Annotated in this window: 13 protein-coding genes; 5 read left to right on the top strand and 8 right to left on the bottom strand. The window is 42.7% G+C overall.

The genetic code is table 11. The features are described 5' to 3' along the window. Window positions 1-68: 68 nt before the first annotated feature. From NSQ55_RS15330 to NSQ55_RS15315, 4 genes are all read right to left on the bottom strand, one after another. Window positions 69-2,720: a discoidin domain-containing protein gene (locus NSQ55_RS15330; protein ID WP_339167838.1), complete on the bottom strand. Its 2,652-nt coding sequence runs from the start codon at window positions 2,718-2,720 to the stop codon at window positions 69-71. A 226-nt stretch (window positions 2,721-2,946) separates the two neighbouring features. Continuing rightward, window positions 2,947-3,870 (bottom strand): aminoglycoside phosphotransferase family protein, encoded by a 924-nt coding sequence (locus NSQ55_RS15325; RefSeq protein ID WP_076278090.1) that lies wholly within the window; start codon window positions 3,868-3,870, stop codon window positions 2,947-2,949. A gap of 70 nt (window positions 3,871-3,940) precedes the next feature. After that, on the bottom strand, window positions 3,941-4,960 hold the full coding sequence (locus NSQ55_RS15320; RefSeq protein WP_339167834.1) for a phosphotransferase: 1,020 nt from the start codon (window positions 4,958-4,960) through the stop codon (window positions 3,941-3,943). A 154-nt stretch (window positions 4,961-5,114) separates the two neighbouring features. Further along, window positions 5,115-6,029, bottom strand: a complete 915-nt coding sequence (locus NSQ55_RS15315) for an ArsR family transcriptional regulator (RefSeq protein WP_339174527.1) — start codon at window positions 6,027-6,029, stop codon at window positions 5,115-5,117. Window positions 6,030-6,202: 173 nt separating this feature from the next. Here NSQ55_RS15315 and NSQ55_RS15310 point away from each other — a divergent pair, with 173 nt between their 5' ends. Further along, window positions 6,203-7,699, top strand: a complete 1,497-nt coding sequence (locus tag NSQ55_RS15310) for a glycoside hydrolase family 43 protein (RefSeq protein ID WP_339167832.1) — start codon at window positions 6,203-6,205, stop codon at window positions 7,697-7,699. A 116-nt stretch (window positions 7,700-7,815) separates the two neighbouring features. Here the strand turns inward: NSQ55_RS15310 and NSQ55_RS15305 are convergent, their stop codons facing one another. After that, entirely contained in the window at window positions 7,816-8,667 is an 852-nt protein-coding gene (locus NSQ55_RS15305) for an aldo/keto reductase (protein WP_076130608.1), read from the bottom strand. A 36-nt stretch (window positions 8,668-8,703) separates the two neighbouring features. Next, window positions 8,704-9,669 (bottom strand): aldo/keto reductase, encoded by a 966-nt coding sequence (locus NSQ55_RS15300; protein ID WP_076302104.1) that lies wholly within the window; start codon window positions 9,667-9,669, stop codon window positions 8,704-8,706. A gap of 325 nt (window positions 9,670-9,994) precedes the next feature. Between NSQ55_RS15300 and NSQ55_RS15295 the strand changes: the two genes are divergently transcribed. From NSQ55_RS15295 to NSQ55_RS15280, 4 genes are all read left to right on the top strand, one after another. Further along, window positions 9,995-10,669, top strand: a complete 675-nt coding sequence (locus NSQ55_RS15295) for a response regulator transcription factor (RefSeq protein ID WP_076184972.1) — start codon at window positions 9,995-9,997, stop codon at window positions 10,667-10,669. Then, on the top strand, window positions 10,666-11,721 hold the full coding sequence (locus NSQ55_RS15290; protein ID WP_081386330.1) for a HAMP domain-containing sensor histidine kinase: 1,056 nt from the start codon (window positions 10,666-10,668) through the stop codon (window positions 11,719-11,721). Before NSQ55_RS15295 ends, NSQ55_RS15290 begins: the two co-directional genes overlap by 4 nt. 119 nt (window positions 11,722-11,840) lie before the next feature. Next, window positions 11,841-13,592 carry an ABC transporter ATP-binding protein gene (locus NSQ55_RS15285; protein ID WP_076130605.1) on the top strand — a complete coding sequence of 584 codons (1,752 nt, stop codon included), beginning with the start codon at window positions 11,841-11,843 and terminating at the stop codon, window positions 13,590-13,592. Then, window positions 13,592-15,352 (top strand): ABC transporter ATP-binding protein, encoded by a 1,761-nt coding sequence (locus tag NSQ55_RS15280; RefSeq protein ID WP_036677200.1) that lies wholly within the window; start codon window positions 13,592-13,594, stop codon window positions 15,350-15,352. Before NSQ55_RS15285 ends, NSQ55_RS15280 begins: the two co-directional genes overlap by 1 nt. Before the next feature lie 102 nt (window positions 15,353-15,454). Here the strand turns inward: NSQ55_RS15280 and NSQ55_RS15275 are convergent, their stop codons facing one another. Together NSQ55_RS15275 and NSQ55_RS15270 are read right to left on the bottom strand one after the other, a co-directional pair. Next, window positions 15,455-17,017 carry an ABC transporter substrate-binding protein gene (locus NSQ55_RS15275; RefSeq protein ID WP_076130604.1) on the bottom strand — a complete coding sequence of 521 codons (1,563 nt, stop codon included), beginning with the start codon at window positions 17,015-17,017 and terminating at the stop codon, window positions 15,455-15,457. Window positions 17,018-17,107: 90 nt separating this feature from the next. After that, window positions 17,108-18,043, bottom strand: coding sequence for a carbohydrate ABC transporter permease (locus NSQ55_RS15270; RefSeq protein ID WP_081383287.1), 936 nt, complete (start codon window positions 18,041-18,043; stop codon window positions 17,108-17,110). Window positions 18,044-18,052 lie beyond the last annotated feature (9 nt).

Below are 18,052 nucleotides of genomic sequence, written 5' to 3'. Positions count from 1 at the left end.
TAAACCGTAGCCCCTCAAGTGGCCTACGGTTTATTTGCTTTAATATTAGAATGACGTAATAGGGTATATTATAATCCCTTCACTTCAAACTCATAGATTCGCGCTGCCGTATCGGCTCCCTGCGTAGGTTTGAGAATCAATAATTTTACATAGCGGGCTTTTACTAACGCAATTGAATCAGTCGACTCGGCAGCCGAGTTTCCTTGGACGTTGACGACATCCGTCCAGTTCGTTCCGTCGCTGCTGACCTGAATCGTATAATCACTGGTATTAAAACCGGACCACTCTCCTCCGCTCTCAGCATGCTTGATGACAAAAGCGCTGAGTTGATGTTCGGCGCCGAGGTCGACTTGAAGCCAATGGGGCAGATTGCCAATTGCGCACCATTTACTGTTATCCGTCACTTTACCATCTACGGCGTTAGGTGCCCCTTCCTTTTCCCCGCAGGCATGATCGGCTGTTGCAGTTTTACCAAGTGCCAGATTTTTCACTGCTCCAGCTTCCTTACTCACTGTGATGAGCTCTTTTTTCGTAATTGTGTCTTGGCCCGAGCTGTTAGTTGCAGCCAGTGTCACACTATAAACGCCTTCCTGAGCGAACGTCACAACTGGGTTCTTTGATGTGCTGACCGCGGGGCTTCCGCTTTCGAAGGTCCATGACCATCCTTCTGTCACTTCAGTCGACAGGTCGGTGAAGTTTACGCTCTCGCCTGGAGCGACTAGGGTTTGATCAGTTTTGAACTCCGCAGTCGGCTTTGGATAATCCGGCCAGCTGATCTTCACGCTAGAGGATTGACCTTGCTCGTATCTTCCATTGACGGCAACAACCTTCAATACTGTGATAGTTTCTTTGTCTATTCTTCGCATCTCAGGAACGTAAAACACATGATTTGGTGTTGCACCTATGAACATCTCACTGCCATCTGGAAGCACTCGATAGATTTCGTATTGCTTGACCTGTTGGTCAAGCTGTTTCCACTGTAATCTGGCATCTCCATAAATACCATTGCGAAAATCAGTTTGAGTGACCTTAAGATCGCGAACCGCGGGTAGTGGTTTGATCGGGTCATTAGCATTTTGAATGGAGAGCTGGCCAATTTGAATGTTGTAATTATTAACCTCATTCTTAGAATCAAAATACAGTGACAACGCTACGATCCGTTTCCCTTTGTATGGGGTCAAATTCAATGTTTCAGTTGTCCAGTCTGGCGATGTCTTATCCTTCACATTAAGGAAGATATTTTGATCGGGCTGATCTGCGAATGCAAGACCAACCTTCAGGCTTGGCTTATTTTGTGTTTTGTACGTAATAGACAGCTTTGTGCTTGCTTCGATCTTAAGGTCGGTCTTGTAGAGCTTCAAATGTGTCGCATTGTTAGGGTTCAGCACGCCTGATACCTTCAACGAACTGCCGCCGTAATAGGCATCGGACCAATCGAGCACTGGTGAAAGCGGGGTACCTTTGCTGTCTGCAATCCAGCGCCAGGAGGGAAGAATATCCTGCAGACTCCGGTTGTTCCAGCCTTTATCCCGCACCTGCTTCCCTCTTACAAAATATTTCTGTCCGCTTCCCGTGTTGAAGTTGGTGGTGAAAGGCAGCTCATTGATTGGTGATGATTCGATCACACCGTTAGCGATACCTTTCCAGGCTTGATCACTCGAGGTGTTACTCGGATTCCCGTTTGGACCCACCCAGAATTTATTCTCGCGTACGAAGAAATCTTCCATACTCTCTGCGCTGTTAAAAGCCCAATCGGGGCGGTAAATACCAAGGGAAGTAACGGCAGGATCTTTATCCGGAAACAACAGATTCCAGTTCACCTTTGTATCGTAACCCTTGGCTTCGACATCGATGCCTGCATACAAGTCATATGGACTTCTGCCCAAGCTTCTAGCCTTCTCTGCCGAGCTTTTAAGATCCTTCCACCAAAAGTTCAGGAACATATTGTCTGTAATTTGCTTTTTATTGTCTTGCAGGAACATCGCATTCTTGTCGTTAAGTGCATTTTGCCAACTGATACTGCCCTCATTGGTCATGGAATCATACCATACGATGTGCATAGAATTTGACTTGTGTGATTCCAGATAACTTAGGAAAGCTTTCATTTGCTGTGCGTCGGCCGGCGTTCCGCCCTCAGTCTCCTGGTTAATAAACCAGCCGTCAAATCCGTAATGGCTCGCAACCTGGATCAACTTGTCAGCAGCAGGAAAGGAGCCGTCACTATTCTGCTGAAGCATCTGCTTGACCCATTCATACTTCCCGCCATATACGGTTGGTGGAAAGAACACCGTTCCGATGATCGGCACGCCATTTTTATGAGCCGCGTCGATCGTATCAGCGCTTGGAGGTACGATGATCCCTTCGCCCGCGGAACCACCCCAATAGACCAGCTTGTCAACATATTGCCAATAGGTAAATGTGTTAGCTTCGAATTTGCTTGAACCCTGCGATGGAACTCCGCTTGTTCCCGGGTTCAGTGCTGATAAAGCCATGACTTTTGGCGCTTTGGTTGCATGAGCGTTGACTCCATCTGCTACAAAACGGTCCTGCAGCGGGACTGTGCTCCGGTTAAATGCCGCATCCGGGTCGGATGCCGGACTCCACTGAAGCAATTGCTCCGGAAACCAATAGGATGAATAAGGCTGTTTCGCGAACGCAGTTGTGGATAAGGCTGCGCACATCACAAGTAAGAATATAAAACCTGCCCCAATCTTTTTCATGCCATACTCCTCCAATCGATTGATTAAATGATTGCGCTTACATTTTATCAAGTTGGACAAAGCTATAGATAGTGGATTAATGGCAAGTTCAGGTGCATTTATTACAGGTCGTCAGCCTAGGCTATAATCCCAGTGGGGAATTTGCTCCTTGAAATTTGATATTTATATACAAAAAGCCGCAATTATGCGGCTATTAAATGTTTATGATAAGGTATAGCGTCAGTTATTACGCTTTTAGGTTTAAAAGAAAATGCCGTGTGTCCTGATAAGCCTCTGTCCAGCCCATCTTAGCATAGAATCGAAGTCCATCGAGTCCCTTAAAATAATAGGCACCGATTAGCCGCTCCTCAAAATTCGGGGTCACTATTCTAGCTTTCTTTTGATAATTTTGATATGTGTTAATGACATCACACCAAGGCATATGCTTGTCGAGAACCGCAAGGTCTATGAGAGAATCGCCATACATGCAATTTCCATCAATAATGCCGGTTATCCGTGTTCCGTTGGACAACATATTCCACTGTTGAAAATCTCCGTGTATAAAGCTTCTATTAGATTCATTATAGGGTACATAGGTCATCAAACGACTATAGATTTCTTCGTATACGTCTCTTTCCAAGCAAGACGTGCGGAAGAGTTCATGCCAATTCTCCCAGAATGTCCCCGTCTGATCTTCCGCATTTACGGCAATGACGAAGTCTTTCCAAGATGAATAGGAACCATTGCCGTCAGGTCCGATCCAACCATAACCGTTAGTTCCCCCAATATCCGTTTCGGCCATTCTTGTTAAAATGCCGATAATTTCCGGCATCAGACGGGTTTGTTCCTCTGCTGTACAATCGGATAGATTGCGACCTTCCATTCGCTCCATGATCAAATAGGTTAACTGATTAGTCCTCCCTAACCCCAAACATTTTGGGAAAGGGATACCTTGGTCGAGTAGCAAATTGGATACAAATTGTTCAGTCTCATATGCTCGTTCCAAATCGCTGAATTTCACAACATAGTCTTTTCCTTCTAAAATAAAAGAAAACACGTTGCTTATATTGCCGCCAGACAACGGTGTAATCTCAGCCGCTCCCTGTCCAAGATGATTCCACAGTACTTTTTCAATTTCACTCATGGTCAATTCCGGTTTTTCGTAAGCCATTTTTACTCCAACTCCTGCTTATTTGAGTCTACTATGAATTTATCCGCAGCATATCAAAAACACCCTCATCCTAAATATCTCGTTCCTCATACTCAAAGGGTTCATCACATGAGTAAATTTCATGGAAAAATCCTACATATGGGATATCATCTTCTAGACATTTTATACGATATGACAGCTCTTCATCGCATTCCGGCTCATCACCATTGTTCCGCATTACCTCGAATGCATCAACGATGTTTTCCATGAGGGTTACTTGGATAAACAATGGCAATGTGTCTAACATCGAATCTTCGATCCTGGTCTCGGATCTGTAGCCATCAAGGACTGTTTTAAAATAATCATCCATAAACTTTTTGCGTTTATCAGTGTCTTGTTCAAATTGTATCCAGCCCACTCCAAGTGTCCAGAGATTTGCCAGGTCATACATATACCAACAAAAGCAGGAGTTATCGAAATCAAAAACAGTTATTTGCCCTGTATTAAAATCGATCATATAATTCCCATCGCAGTAATCAAAATGAACCATCCCAAAAGACTCGTGATTCCTGTCCATCCCTTCTAAGGTTGTAAGGAGATCTACCAGTTTCTCTTTCAACAGAGATAACGAGTCAGGTATTAGCTTATCTATATAATCGGCATTGTATTTATCAAAAAAATCATACCGGGAATGGACAGGTGTATAACCCTTCGATAATTGATGCATTTTTCCAAGAACTTTGCCACAGTTATAATAGTATTCCGTAATAGGAACGCCTTCCCGATACTGATAATTATTTTCCGCGAGCATCCCCCCCTTGGCCTTTTCAAACAAGCAGACAAAAAAGGTATGATTATTAAGAGTTATCGTTTCCAGCAGATTCCCCTTCTGGGAGTTGACCACATTCGAAACACTGCCTCCATGCTCGTACAAATACCTGATATATTCCACTTCACCCAAAATATCTTCTCGGCTTCTGTCACTTAAGAAGGCAATTCTGATTATTTTTGCTTCAGAATCAGCTTTATCACAGTTATATGCGACATTCCGTCCTCCTTCATGTGCATTGATAAGCCTGATTTCATAACCTTCCAATCCGTACAATTCCATCACTAATGGAAGTAAGTGTGTATCAGCGATTTTAATAACCTCGTTATAATTCAGAATATCTCTCCTCTCAACTTCTTCAATATATGGATAGTTTACCAGTTCCAGCCGATAAACTGGATGGAGAAAACAACTATAACTGAACTATCCTGCTTCATTAGGTCATCGTTCCTAGGTACACACGAATTAAAATATCTTGGTCATGGTTACCGAATCCAGCCCCATAAAGTGTCAAACCACCAACATTAACAGCCTTCTCGTCAACTGCGAACCGAAGCGTCCAGAATTGTTCCCGTAGCAAAATATCTGCGACAGTAATGTCCGACATCCTTTCTTCATCAATAAATGTGCCCGAAGTGTCAATGCGGATCGTCTTCAATAACCCGTATTGATTTACATTCCGATGCCACCAATCCGGAGTATATATGCCTCGTGCCGCTCTTCCAAAGTCTGCCGGACTGGTCCAAGTTCCAAGCTTCACACCGTTAAAAAAGAACTCAATATCCGAAGGCCAATGATCTTTCAAGCCTGGCGCTTCAGAAGCAATTTCCATTGAAATCTCGATGGCCTCGGGCATTTGACCGGGAAGTAAGTAGTTAGGCGTTTTGTACTCTACGTAACCTCTCCCAAACCACAAAATGCCGGCGTTGACCCGCTCGGGATCGAGAAAATAGCGGGGATCGTCCCAAACCCCAATCTCTTTCTCTTGTGTCCCAAGACCACATGTAGGATGGACATCAAACGAGGTATAATGACCGACTGAAATGGTCTGCTCTCTGATCCTCGGGGTTTGAGTGGCAGTGGGGAGTTCGATTTCAACTCTTTTTTGTTTAAGGAAACACATTTTGTGCGTTCCTCCGTTTAGGCGTACCCTGTGGCTTCCTGTAAGTCCAGCTTGTTCGAGCTTTCGGATATGCATAGTAACTATGGAAGGGCTAAGCTCTAACTTAGCCGCGATCTCCTTCACATTCATTTCATTATCTGCAATGAGGCTCATAATCCTCCATCTGACTTCGCTTGCCAGCGCTTCATATAATGCCATGAATTTTGCTTCGCCGTTTGCTTTGATCATCATCATAATCACCTGCCTGTGCTTATTGAAATTATATATATATTAATTTAATAAATATAACGTATATCTTCAACCCCGATTCATTGAAAACCTATAAGCAATAGTGTTTAATTTTCTTAGAAGTTAAATATATTGAATTCTTATTTATATGAATTTATTAATGAGGTGGAGAAATGAAATACAATAACCCGGTCATCAAAGGGTTTTATCCTGATCCCAGCGCATGTAAAGTTGAAGACACTTATTATTTGGTCTGCAGTTCCTTTCAGTATTTTCCCGGTGTTCCGATTTTTGAAAGCAAAGATTTAATTAATTGGACCCAAATCGGTCATTGCTTAACCCGAAAGAACCAGATTCAACTGGATACTGTGGACAGCTCCGGTGGTGTATTCGCCCCCACCCTGCGGTACAATAATGGACGATTCTACATGACGACCACTAATGACACTCTGCGCCAGAACTTCTATGTCTGGACTGACAATATTTACGGCGAATGGTCTGATCCGATTAATGTAGATCAAGGCGGTATTGATCCGGATTTGTATTTTGAAGACGGCAAAACGTATTTCATGAGTAATGGGACAGACGATTACGGAGTTAATGGTATAGTCCAATGTGAAATTGAAATTGAAACTGGGCAGAAGCTGTCGTCAAGCCGTTCAATCTGGCAAGGATCCGGTGGGCGTTATTTGGAGAGTCCTCATTTATACAAAATTAATGGACAATACTATCTGCTAGCTGCTGAGGGTGGAACCGAATATGGGCATATGGTTACTTATGCAAGGGGCAATTCTCCTGCTGGTCCATTCGAAGCCTACCCGCATAACCCCGTATTGACTAATCGAAATTTAGGCGGTTACGAGCTTCAGGGAGTTGGACATGGAGATTTGGTACAAGACCATGAGGGGGATTGGTGGCTGTTACATCTTGGATTCCGGCAGACTGGCCAGTATCTTACCTATCACCATTTGGGGCGCGAGGTTTTTCTAACTCCGATTACCTTTGGCGAGGATGGATGGTTTACAGCAGGTCATGAAGGTACCACACTTATAAGTTTCGAGACTGATCGTATTGCGGACACAGTCATTCAGCAGGAGAAAAGAGTCTTTACGTTCGAGAACACAGATTGGAATTTAGACTGGTGTTACCTGCGTCACCCGGTTACAGAAAATTATCGGTTAGAAGCTGATAAAATAAAGCTTAAAGGAACTGCAGTTACGTTAGATATCCCGGCTACTCCGACATTTATTGGTATTCGTCAAAAAGATTTTAACGCAATTATTTCGTGCCAAGTCAGCCTTACGAATGGTGAAGCCGGAATTACACTTTACATGGACGAAAATCACCATTATGATTTGGCCTTGCGTAAACATCCAGAGGGTTATGAGATTATCGAACGGCTGAATATCGGAGATATCAAATCCATTGAAAAAACAAAAAATATAGGTCAGTGCAACCATGCTTCATTAGTTGTCAAAAGCAGTCCAACGCATTATCACTTTTATATCCAGGTAGACGGTATTGAGATCTTACTCGGAGCTGCGCAAACCAAATATCTATCCTCTGAAATAGCCGGAGGATTCACAGGTGTGCTTATTGGTTTGTACGCCACTGGAGAAGATCAAGATTATAATGCGATATTCACAAGCTTTAGCTGCCTTTATTCTTAAACCTTCAAATTAAAATGAACTGTTCAAGGCTAAGGGTCTTATAAATAAAAGAGGGGTTAACCCCTTAATTATGGTTAACCCCTCTTTTATCAAAACCAACAAGATCCTAAGAAAAATTAGATATCCAGCTTCCTTGTACTTAACGCTTTTACCATTACAGGATCTCTATGTGAAAAGAACAAGCTCTCTTTTGTGTCTAACAGCGCAATTTGTTCTATATCCTCTGAGTTTAATTCAAAGTCAAAGATATTAAAGTTTTCAATTATTCTTTCTTTCCGGACAGACTTTGGAATCACAACAACTCCTCTTTGCGTCAACCAGCGTAAAACCACTTGGGCAACAGATTTATTATATTTTTGGGCTATTGATACTAAAACTTCGTTCTGAAACATGTTGTTTTTACCTTCAGCAAATGGACCCCATGATTCAATCTGAACATTGTTTTCTTTCATGAATGCAGCACTTTCAATTTGTTGGCAGAAGGGATGTGTCTCAACTTGATTAACTGCAGGAGTTACTTCATTATGAATAATCAAATCAATCAGACGATCGTTCTGGAAGTTACTTACGCCAATCGCTCTTATTTTTCCTTCACGGTACAATTCCTCCAGCGCCCGCCAAGAACCATGCACATCACCAAATGGCTGATGAATTAAATACAAATCCAAATAATCAAGTTGCAATCTTGAAAGGGATTTTTCAAATGCTTCCTTTGTACGTTCGTATCCTGTATCTTGAACCCATAATTTCGTAGTAATAAATAGATCCTCTCTTGGTACTCCACTCCGTTTGAGGGCTCTTCCCACCGCTTCTTCGTTTAGGTATGAGGCTGCGGTATCTATCAGTCGATAACCTGACATGATCGCATCGTAAACAGCTTGTTCACATTCAGCTGCATCTTGAATTTGAAAAACCCCAAAACCAAGTATCGGCATTTCAACACCATTGTTCAAAATAACTTTTTGCATAAAAAATCCTCCTATTAGTTGATGATATAGCTCTATTTAAAAGTGTGAACTATCAATATCCATTTTAGACAAAGCTTCATTTAGACTATCTACATCTTCCTTTGTTAATTTGAGATCAGCTCCATATAGGTTTTCTTCTAATCTGTTTAATTTTGTAGTGCCTGGAATTGGAATGATATATGGTTTTTGAGCTAATTCCCACGCGAGTACGACTTGAGCTGGTGCTGCATTTTTACTTTTTGCAACTTGAGTAATTAAATCTAATAACACTTGATTATGATCAATCACATCAGGTTTGAATCTTCCCATGAAACTTCGATAGTCACCTTCATCATATTTGGTTTCCTTGGTATATTTACCACTTAAGAAACCATTTCCTAATGGACTGTAAGCGATAAAAGCAATTCCTAATTCTTCACAAAGTTCAAACAACTCTTTTTCCGGTTCACGCCACATCATGGAGTACTGATTTTGGGTTGCAGTAATCGAACATACAGCATTTGCTCGTTTCATATAATCAATCGGTGCATTTGAGACACCCCATGTTTTAATCTTCCCTTCAGCTATTAAATCTTTCATTGTTTCAGCGACAGCTTCAGGTTCGACATTTGGATCCACTCGGTGCTGATAATATAAATCAATGCAATTGACCTTCAACCTTTTTAATGAACCTTCTATTTGTTCACGAATAGAATCTGGTGTGCTATTCAAAATAAGTTGAGGTTGACCGTCTACAGCTTCTTGTCCTAAAATTCCGAATTTAGTTGCAATCACAACTTGATCTCTTTGTGGTGCAAGGGCTTCGCCTACTAATTCCTCATTGGAATCTCCATAAAAAGCAGCAGTATCAAAGAAATTACATCCTAGTTCAACTGCTCTGCGAATTAATTTAACCATTTCATTACGATCGGCTGGCTTTCCATAGGCATGATCCATTCCCATACAGCCAAACCCTATTGCCGAAACTTCCAAGCCACTATTTCCTAATTTACGCATTTGCATCTGTGATCTTCCTTTCGCATGAAGTTCAGTCAAAGTTCAACGCTCCACGTAGTCTGCATTATTTTCAGCACGTTAATCCAGCTAAATTAGTTTGGGTACTATTTTAGTATGCAACAATTTTTCACAAAACAGATATCATAATAGTATTAAATCATTGCCTATTCCTCTCATTTCATTGAATCCTCCCTATGTATGAGTCACTTTATATCGACTACAAGGATTTCAAACCAAATCTTAAGATTAGATAAATATTGATTCTGCTCCCTTTAAAACAAATTCCCCACAGGTAATAATGGATACAAACCTACTATTGGAGTGAACAGTAATGATTAACATACTCGTTGTTGAAGATGATAAGCATGTAAGAAGACTTCTTGAAGCTGTTCTGAAACGCGAAGGATATGATGTTGTAACTGCTGAAGACGGAGTTAAAGCTTTGGAGGTCCTTGATTCACAGCATATTGATCTAATCATTCTGGATATCATGATGCCTAATATGGATGGTTATGAATTCGCCAAGGAAGTAAGAGATGCCGATAGCTTGGTCCCCATTCTTATGGCTACAGCAAAACAGCTGCCTGAAGATAAGAAAAAGGGGTTCCGGATTGGAACTGATGATTATATGACCAAACCCATTGATACCGAAGAAATGCTGCTCAGAATCCAAGCGCTGCTTCGCCGTTCACAAATCGCAAGTGCCCGCAAATTAGTAGTGGGTAAAGTGATCCTTGATTATGACGCATTGACAGTAACCCGGGAGGACGAGAGACAAACGCTACCGCAAAAAGAATTCTATTTGTTGTATAAGTTATTGTCTTATCCTGAACGGATTTTCACGCGCATCCAGCTTATGGACGAGATATGGGGCATGGAAAGTGAAAGTACGGATACAACCGTTAATGTGCATATCAATCGCCTGCGGAAACGGGTTGACGCTTATCCAGAGTTTGAACTGGTTTCCGTCAGAGGTCTTGGATACAAGGCGGTGCGAAGCCAGTGAGCAAAATAAGTAACAAGCTCAGCAACAGAATCAGCCTTCCCATCTATTTTTCTCTTATCATATTTTTCATCTTTCTTATTACCGTTGTGATTACAGGACTACTCTTCTTTCTCGCACAGGTTTTTGGTTTGTTGAACGAAGAGCTTGCCCAGGATGGATTCGTACTACCCATAATGGTATTAATCGCTTGTACAATTATCGGTACCACGATATCAGCCATCACAAGCCGGAAAATGGTAAAATCCATCCGGTTATTTATTGAGGCCACAGAGCGTCTTGCCAGCGGTGACTTCTCCATGCGGCTCCAGCTCAAAAGCCCGCCAGAGTTTGAAATTTTATCAGAGAATTTTAACCGGATGGCTGAAGAGCTTGGGGGTATCGAAATTCTGCGAACCGATTTTGTGAATAATTTTTCCCATGAATTCAAAACACCGATTGTATCTATTAAAGGGTTTGCCGAAGTCTTAAAGAACGATGATCTTACCAAAGAAGAACGGAATGAATATCTAGATATTGTCATTGAGGAATCGACCAGACTTGCCTCCCTTGCTTCGAATGTACTGGAGCTGACGCAGGTTGAGACGCAAAAGATTCTGACAAACAAAATGCGGTTTAATGTTGGGGAACAAATTCGCCAGTCTGTGCTTTTACTGGCTGCCAAATTTGAGAAGAAGCACCTGAAGCTGAATGTTAATATTCAGGATTATGAACTCTCCGGCAATAAAGAGCTTTTAAATCAGGTTTGGTTAAATTTATTGGATAACGCGATCAAATTCACTCCTGAACATGGCGAAATTGAAGTTAACATGAAGAAAAACGAAGATAACCTGTTGATTCTAGTTCGTGACTGCGGAAGCGGTATTCATCCTGAGGCTCTTCCCAAGATATTCGATAAATTTTATCAGCAGGATACTTCCCACTCTACTGCAGGCAATGGACTTGGATTAGCAATTGTTAAAAAAATCATTCATCTACACCATGGAACCATTTCTTGCGAAAGCATTCCATTACAAGGAACCACATTTACAGTTACGATTCCGATTGGAATGTAGTACGAGCCCTGGAGAACCTCATCGTTCTTTCAGGGTTTTTTTATTTTTCAGAAAAGTTAACTTTCAGTTTATCTTCTTTCGTTATCATTTAAGCAACGCCACATAAAGGAGTCAGATGTATGGTAACTATACTTAAGTACTTAAAACCGAAGGAATGGGCCCTAATCGGTATCAGCATCCTATTCATTGTCACACAGGTATGGCTGGATCTGGAATTGCCCGGTTATATGAGCGAGATTACTCGTCTTGTACAGATACCAGGGAGTGAAATGAGCGAAATCATTGCAGCCGGAGGCTGGATGTTGCTCTGTGCCCTTGGCAGCTTAGCCACATCAATTATAGTGGCAGGGATCGCCGCTAAAATTGCCGCCAACTTCTCTTCAAGATTACGCTCCAAATTGTTTGATAAGGTACAGTCTTTCTCTATGGAAGAAATCAACAACTTCTCTACAGCTAGTTTAATTACCCGTTCAACAAATGACATTACACAAGTGCAAATGCTGATTGTCATCGGTCTGCAACTGCTGGTGAAGGCTCCCATCCTTGCCGTTTGGGCAATGCTCAAAATTACAGGCAAGAGTTGGCAGTGGTCGCTTGCTACCGGTGTCGCCATTGGGGTATTGATTCTTATTGTCGGCATAGTGATCGTGCTAGTGCTTCCGAAATTCCAAAAATTGCAGCAACTGACTGATAATCTTAATCGTGTTGCAAGAGAGAATCTTACCGGCCTTCGTGTCATTCGTGCGTATAATGCGGAAAGCTACCAGGAAGATAAATTTAGTGTAGCCAACAGCGAGCTTACCCGAACGAATTTATTCGCCAATAATGTACTGTCCATGATGATGCCAAGTATTTCTCTGATTATGAGCGGTTTAAGTCTCGCAATATATTGGATTGGTGCTATTTTGATTCAAAATGCCAATGGTACGGCGAAGATGGGATTATTTTCAGATATGATTGTCTTCTCATCCTATGCGATGCAGGTGGTTATGGCATTCATGATGCTGATCATGATTTTTATCCTGATGCCTCGTGCCCATGTATCCGCTAAAAGAATCAATGAAGTGCTGGATACTAAGCCAAGCTTAGAGAACGGATCACTTACTTCCTCCAAGGCAAATCGGTTGGGTGAGGTCGAATTCAAAAATGTCAGCTTTAAATATCCGGATGCAGAAGAATACGTTATTGAAGATATCAGCTTTACGGTGAAAAAAGGAGAAACTGTAGCCTTCATCGGTTCAACCGGATGCGGAAAAAGTACCGTCGTGAACCTGATTCCTCGCTTTTATGATGCTACAGCAGGTGAAGTGTTGGTGGATGGAATTAATGTTAACCAATATGAGCAAACTGCACTGCGCAATAAAATGGGATATGTATCTCAGAAAGCGATTTTGTTTGGCGGCACGGTGAGCTCTAATGTTGCTTTTGGCGATAATGGCAGTGATCTGTCCTCTGATGTTGTTGATGCCATTTACACCTCTCAAGCTTCAGATTTTGTTGAAAAGATGGAAGGAAGCTACGAGGCTCATGTCTCTCAAGGCGGTACGAACTTGTCTGGCGGTCAAAAACAACGTCTTTCCATTGCCCGAGCCATTGCCCGTCGTCCTGAAATATTAATCTTCGACGATTCCTTCTCAGCGCTTGATTATAAGACGGATCGCAAATTGCGAAGTGAATTGAAGAAAAAATCCAGCGGTACAACGATACTAATCGTTGCCCAACGGATCGGTACAATCAAAGACGCAGACAAAATCATTGTACTGGAAGCCGGACGAATGGCAGGCATGGGAACACATGATGAATTGATGCAGACCTGTGATGTCTACCAAGAGATTGCTTACTCACAACTTTCAAAGGAGGAGCTAGCTTAATGAACAAAAGCAAAGAGCAACTCAACACGTGGAGCAAACTTCTCCACTATTGCAGAAAATATATCCCTGTAGTTCTTATAGCTATTATTAGTGCAGCAATCGGTACGGTTCTGACTCTGCTTGGACCGGATAAGCTTTCGGAGATGACAGACTTGATCACTGCGGGCCTCGTCACCGGAATTGATATGGAAGCAGTAACTTCTATCGGCCTTTTCCTTGTATTTATCTATATCCTTAGCGCTGTGTTATCTTTGGTACAAGGATTAATTATGTCCGCAGTTACGCAAAAGGTCTCCAAAAACTTAAGAGCCGATCTCTCACGCAAAATGAACAAACTTCCGATCTCTTATTATAATAATTCTACAACCGGTGACATCCTGTCCCGGGTTACCAACGATGTGGATACGATCGGGCAAGCTTTAAACCAAAGCGTCGGCACACTGGTAACTGCCCTTGCCCTCTTTACGGGATCCATCATCATGATGTTCAAAACAAATGTGATCATGACTATTACGGCGGTTGTTGCAACTATCATTGGCTTTGGCCTCATAGCGGCAATTATGAAAAAATCCCAAAAGTATTTTCAAAGTCAGCAAGAATACTTAGGGAAAATCAATGGCCATGTGGAGGAAGTATATACAGGACATACTGTAGTGAAAGCCTACAATGGTGAATCGCAAATGCGCAATACATTTGAATCCCTGAATATGAATCTTAAAGATAGTGCATTTAAAGCGCAGTTCCTCTCCGGTCTTATGATGCCGATTATGATGTTTATAGGCAATCTAGGTTTTGTGGCCGTTTGTGTAGTTGGTGCTGTACTTGCTATGAACGGAACGATATCCTTTGGGGTCATTGTAGCCTTTATACTGTATGTCCGTTACTTTACACAACCGCTCTCTCAGATTGCTCAAGCCGCACAAAGTCTGCAATCGGCTTCCGCGGCAAGCAAACGTGTCTTTGAGTTCCTCGATGCTGACGAAATGGACAATGAAAGTCATAAAGAAAGACATCTTAAAACTGCTGTGGGCAAAGTTGATTTTGAACATGTGCAATTTGCTTATGAAAATTCAGATAAACTTGTGATTAAAGATTTTTCTGCAGAGATTAAGCCTGGGCAAAAAATTGCTATAGTCGGTCCTACCGGCGCAGGTAAAACTACACTGATAAATCTTCTAATACGGTTTAATGAATTAAAGGGCGGAGAAATATATATTGATGATACCCCCATCAGCAGCTTAACAAGAGAAAACATCCATGATCTATTCTGTATGGTCTTGCAGGACACCTGGCTTTTTGAGGGCACTATCAGGGAAAATCTAGTGTACAACAAAACAGGTGTAACCGATAAAGAAGTTGAAGATGCTTGTAAGTCGGTAGGCTTGCATCATTTCATTCAGACCTTAAGTGCCGGTTATAATACCATACTAAATGACAAAGTTAATTTATCCACGGGCCAAAAGCAACAGCTTACGATCGCCCGCGCGATGCTCAAAAATGCCCCAATGCTCATCCTCGATGAAGCTACAAGCTCAGTCGATACAAGAACAGAGCTCTTGATTCAGCAGGCAATGGATAAGCTCATGGAGGGAAGAACCTCTTTTGTTATTGCGCATAGACTCTCAACCATTAAGAACGCCGATGTGATTCTGGTTCTGAAGGAAGGCGATATCCTGGAAAGCGGCAGCCACGAAGAACTACTTGCCAAAAATGGTTTTTATGCGGAGCTTTATAATAGCCAATTCGACCAAGCCTCTTAAAGCCTAGTTGATACTGTGAATTATATAGCGAAAGTCAAAGGGACCTACTCATTGTTCTTATCCAGAACAATGAGTAGGTCCTTTATTTGCTATGAACACATATCATCTACTGGCAAGGAATTCATCAAGCTGTTTTTGCTTTTCAGCAATGACTTTATCTAGGCCGGCCGATTTTTGGGCGGCGATAAATTTCGGTAATTCTTTGTCCAGATCAACCGAGCCGGTCTCAAGCATCTTCTGATATTCTCTTAGGACGTTTGCTAGTGCTCCAACTTCGGATTTGACTGGCTCACTGTCAAAGGTGAAGCCCAGTGCTGGTGACGATTTGGCCCCTTCGTTGAACTTTTTGAACTGCTCCCACTTGTCCGGAGCTTCCGAGCTCCAGACATAGTTCAGGAACTGATTTCCCAGCTCCCAAGCGACGCCCGGTGCGTACTGCCCTGACTTCTCCGTCTGCGTCATAACATTACCATTAAGTGTGAAATGTGTACCTTCAATACCGAAGTTAAGCAGATTAATAATCTCTTGATCTGTATGAAGCAGGTTAATCAGCATCATGGCGCGTTCCGGGTTCTTGGACGTTGATGAGATGGCTAACATGGCGCCGGTAGTCTCCGATGTGGCGACCGTTTTACCTGTCAAAGTAATTTGGGCAAGCTTGCCATCAAGCCCTGTCGCGGATGCGATTTCCTCTGCTTTGCCTGGCTTGAGAGGCTCTACGGTTGAGAATACGTTGCCAGTCTTATAAGCATCAAGGGATGACGTTTGGGAAGTAGCCGCATCTTTGTTAAGATACCCCTTCTGGAAGAAATCACGGGTAACTTTTAATGCATTTAAGTATTGGGGATACTCTTCGGCCGGTTTGACCGTCGCTTCCGTCCCATTCTTATCGATAGCGCCAGGTATCGTCGTATCACCTAAAAAATCCAATTCCACAAAGGAGTGAGAGGCGAACGTGCCACCCGTTGTATACAGCGGATACATGGTTGGCTTCTTCTCTTTAACGATCTTATAAACAGCATCTAAATCTTCGATTTTTTGCACTTTACTCATGTCGATGCCGAGTTCATCGGCAATGTCCTTCCGGTACACAATGCCCCCTGACGATGCCAATTCTTTATTCGTAGGGACTGCATAATTTTTGCCGCCGATTTTGGAGCCATCGAGAAAAGCTGGATCCAAGCTATCCTTAATGCCCTGGCCATACTGATCGAGCAAGGGACCGAGATCTAAGTAAGCACCTTTGGCAACGTTCTTCGCATACCCGTTCCATGAGGCTGTAAATAGAATGTCTACGGGCTCTCGAGAAGCGATGATGAGGTTAGTCTTATCATCCCACGCTCCCCAATCGATTGGTGCGATATCTACCGTCGCGTTGATTTTTTCGGTCAAGATCTTGTTCAGCGCTTCCTCGACGATAGCCTCGTCCGCCTGTGGAGCTCCTTCGTAGACCAGCTTTATTTTATAAGGCTCCAGCTTCGAGGGCTCATTGGATGTGTTATCGGTGGTTGAGTTCGCTGATGAGCTCGGTGCGGCGCTTTCTTTTCCGGCATTATCTGGTGTAGCGTTGTTCGAGTTGTTTGAATTGCCGCAAGCCGTAGTGGCTAATGCTGAAATAAGCATCAGTGTGAGAAGCAGTGAAGCCTTGCTTTTCGTATCCTTCATTTTCAAGTAATCCCCCCATAAAATAGAATGATATGCTAAACCATATACTGGTTTTAGCCGTTTCCGTGCCCACGTAAGTGATCGGCAATCTTAGCCTTTAACGGAGCCTACTGTAAGGCCTCTGATAAAGTATTTCTGGAAGAACGGGTAAGCAAATACGATAGGTCCAACACCTACAACCACCATCGCCATACGCACGGTTTCACTTGGGAAGTTGATCATTCCGCCAGCTCGGGTAATTTCAGCCATCGCGTTCGGGTTACTGGATAAGTACTGGATGTTGACCATCATCTTGTAAAGAAAGTACTGCACGGATATATTGTGGTTGTCTGTAATAAACATTAGGCTTAGGAACCAGTCATTCCAGTATGTCAGTGTTTGGAACAGTGCAACGGTTGCCAGAACCGGCAGAGATAATGGCAATACAATTCGGATAAATATCCGTAGCTCCCCTGCCCCATCTATTTTTGCTGACTCCAGCACAGCTTCAGGTACGGTCTCCTTAAAGAAAGTGCGCATGATCAGTACCCAGAATGCGGACATGATCAGTGGCATGATCAGTGCCCAAAGTGTATCTTTTAATTCCAGCATCTGTACGTATACCAAGTACCAAGGGACTAAGCCGCCGGAAATCAGCATCGTTAGAAAAACAAAAAATGTAAAATACTTAGCCTGCGGAAAATTATTCCGTGAAATGGGGTACGCATACAGAGCTATTATGATGACACTTAGTATCGTACCTATCACCGTGACGGTTAGTGAGATTCCATAGGAATGAACGATTTGACTGATATCTTTCATTAGGAATCGATAGGCTGCCAGATTGAAATTTTCGGGCATAAATCGATATCCGTGTGTCATAACGGACTGCTCATCGGAGAACGATACCGAAAGAATCAGCAAAAGCGGTAGGATACAGAGCGCCGAATAGATGACAAAGAAGATGTTGATGAGGGTTGACGCCCATCCCGACAGCTGATTCTTTGGATTGGACCCAGATAAGGATTTACTCATTGTATTGGTCATAAGGGCTCC

The sequence above is a fragment of the Paenibacillus sp. FSL H7-0943 genome, assembly GCF_037963265.1.
Lineage (GTDB): Bacteria > Bacillota > Bacilli > Paenibacillales > Paenibacillaceae > Paenibacillus_AQ > Paenibacillus_AQ odorifer.
This window is presented reverse-complemented; position numbering and strand designations above follow the sequence as displayed.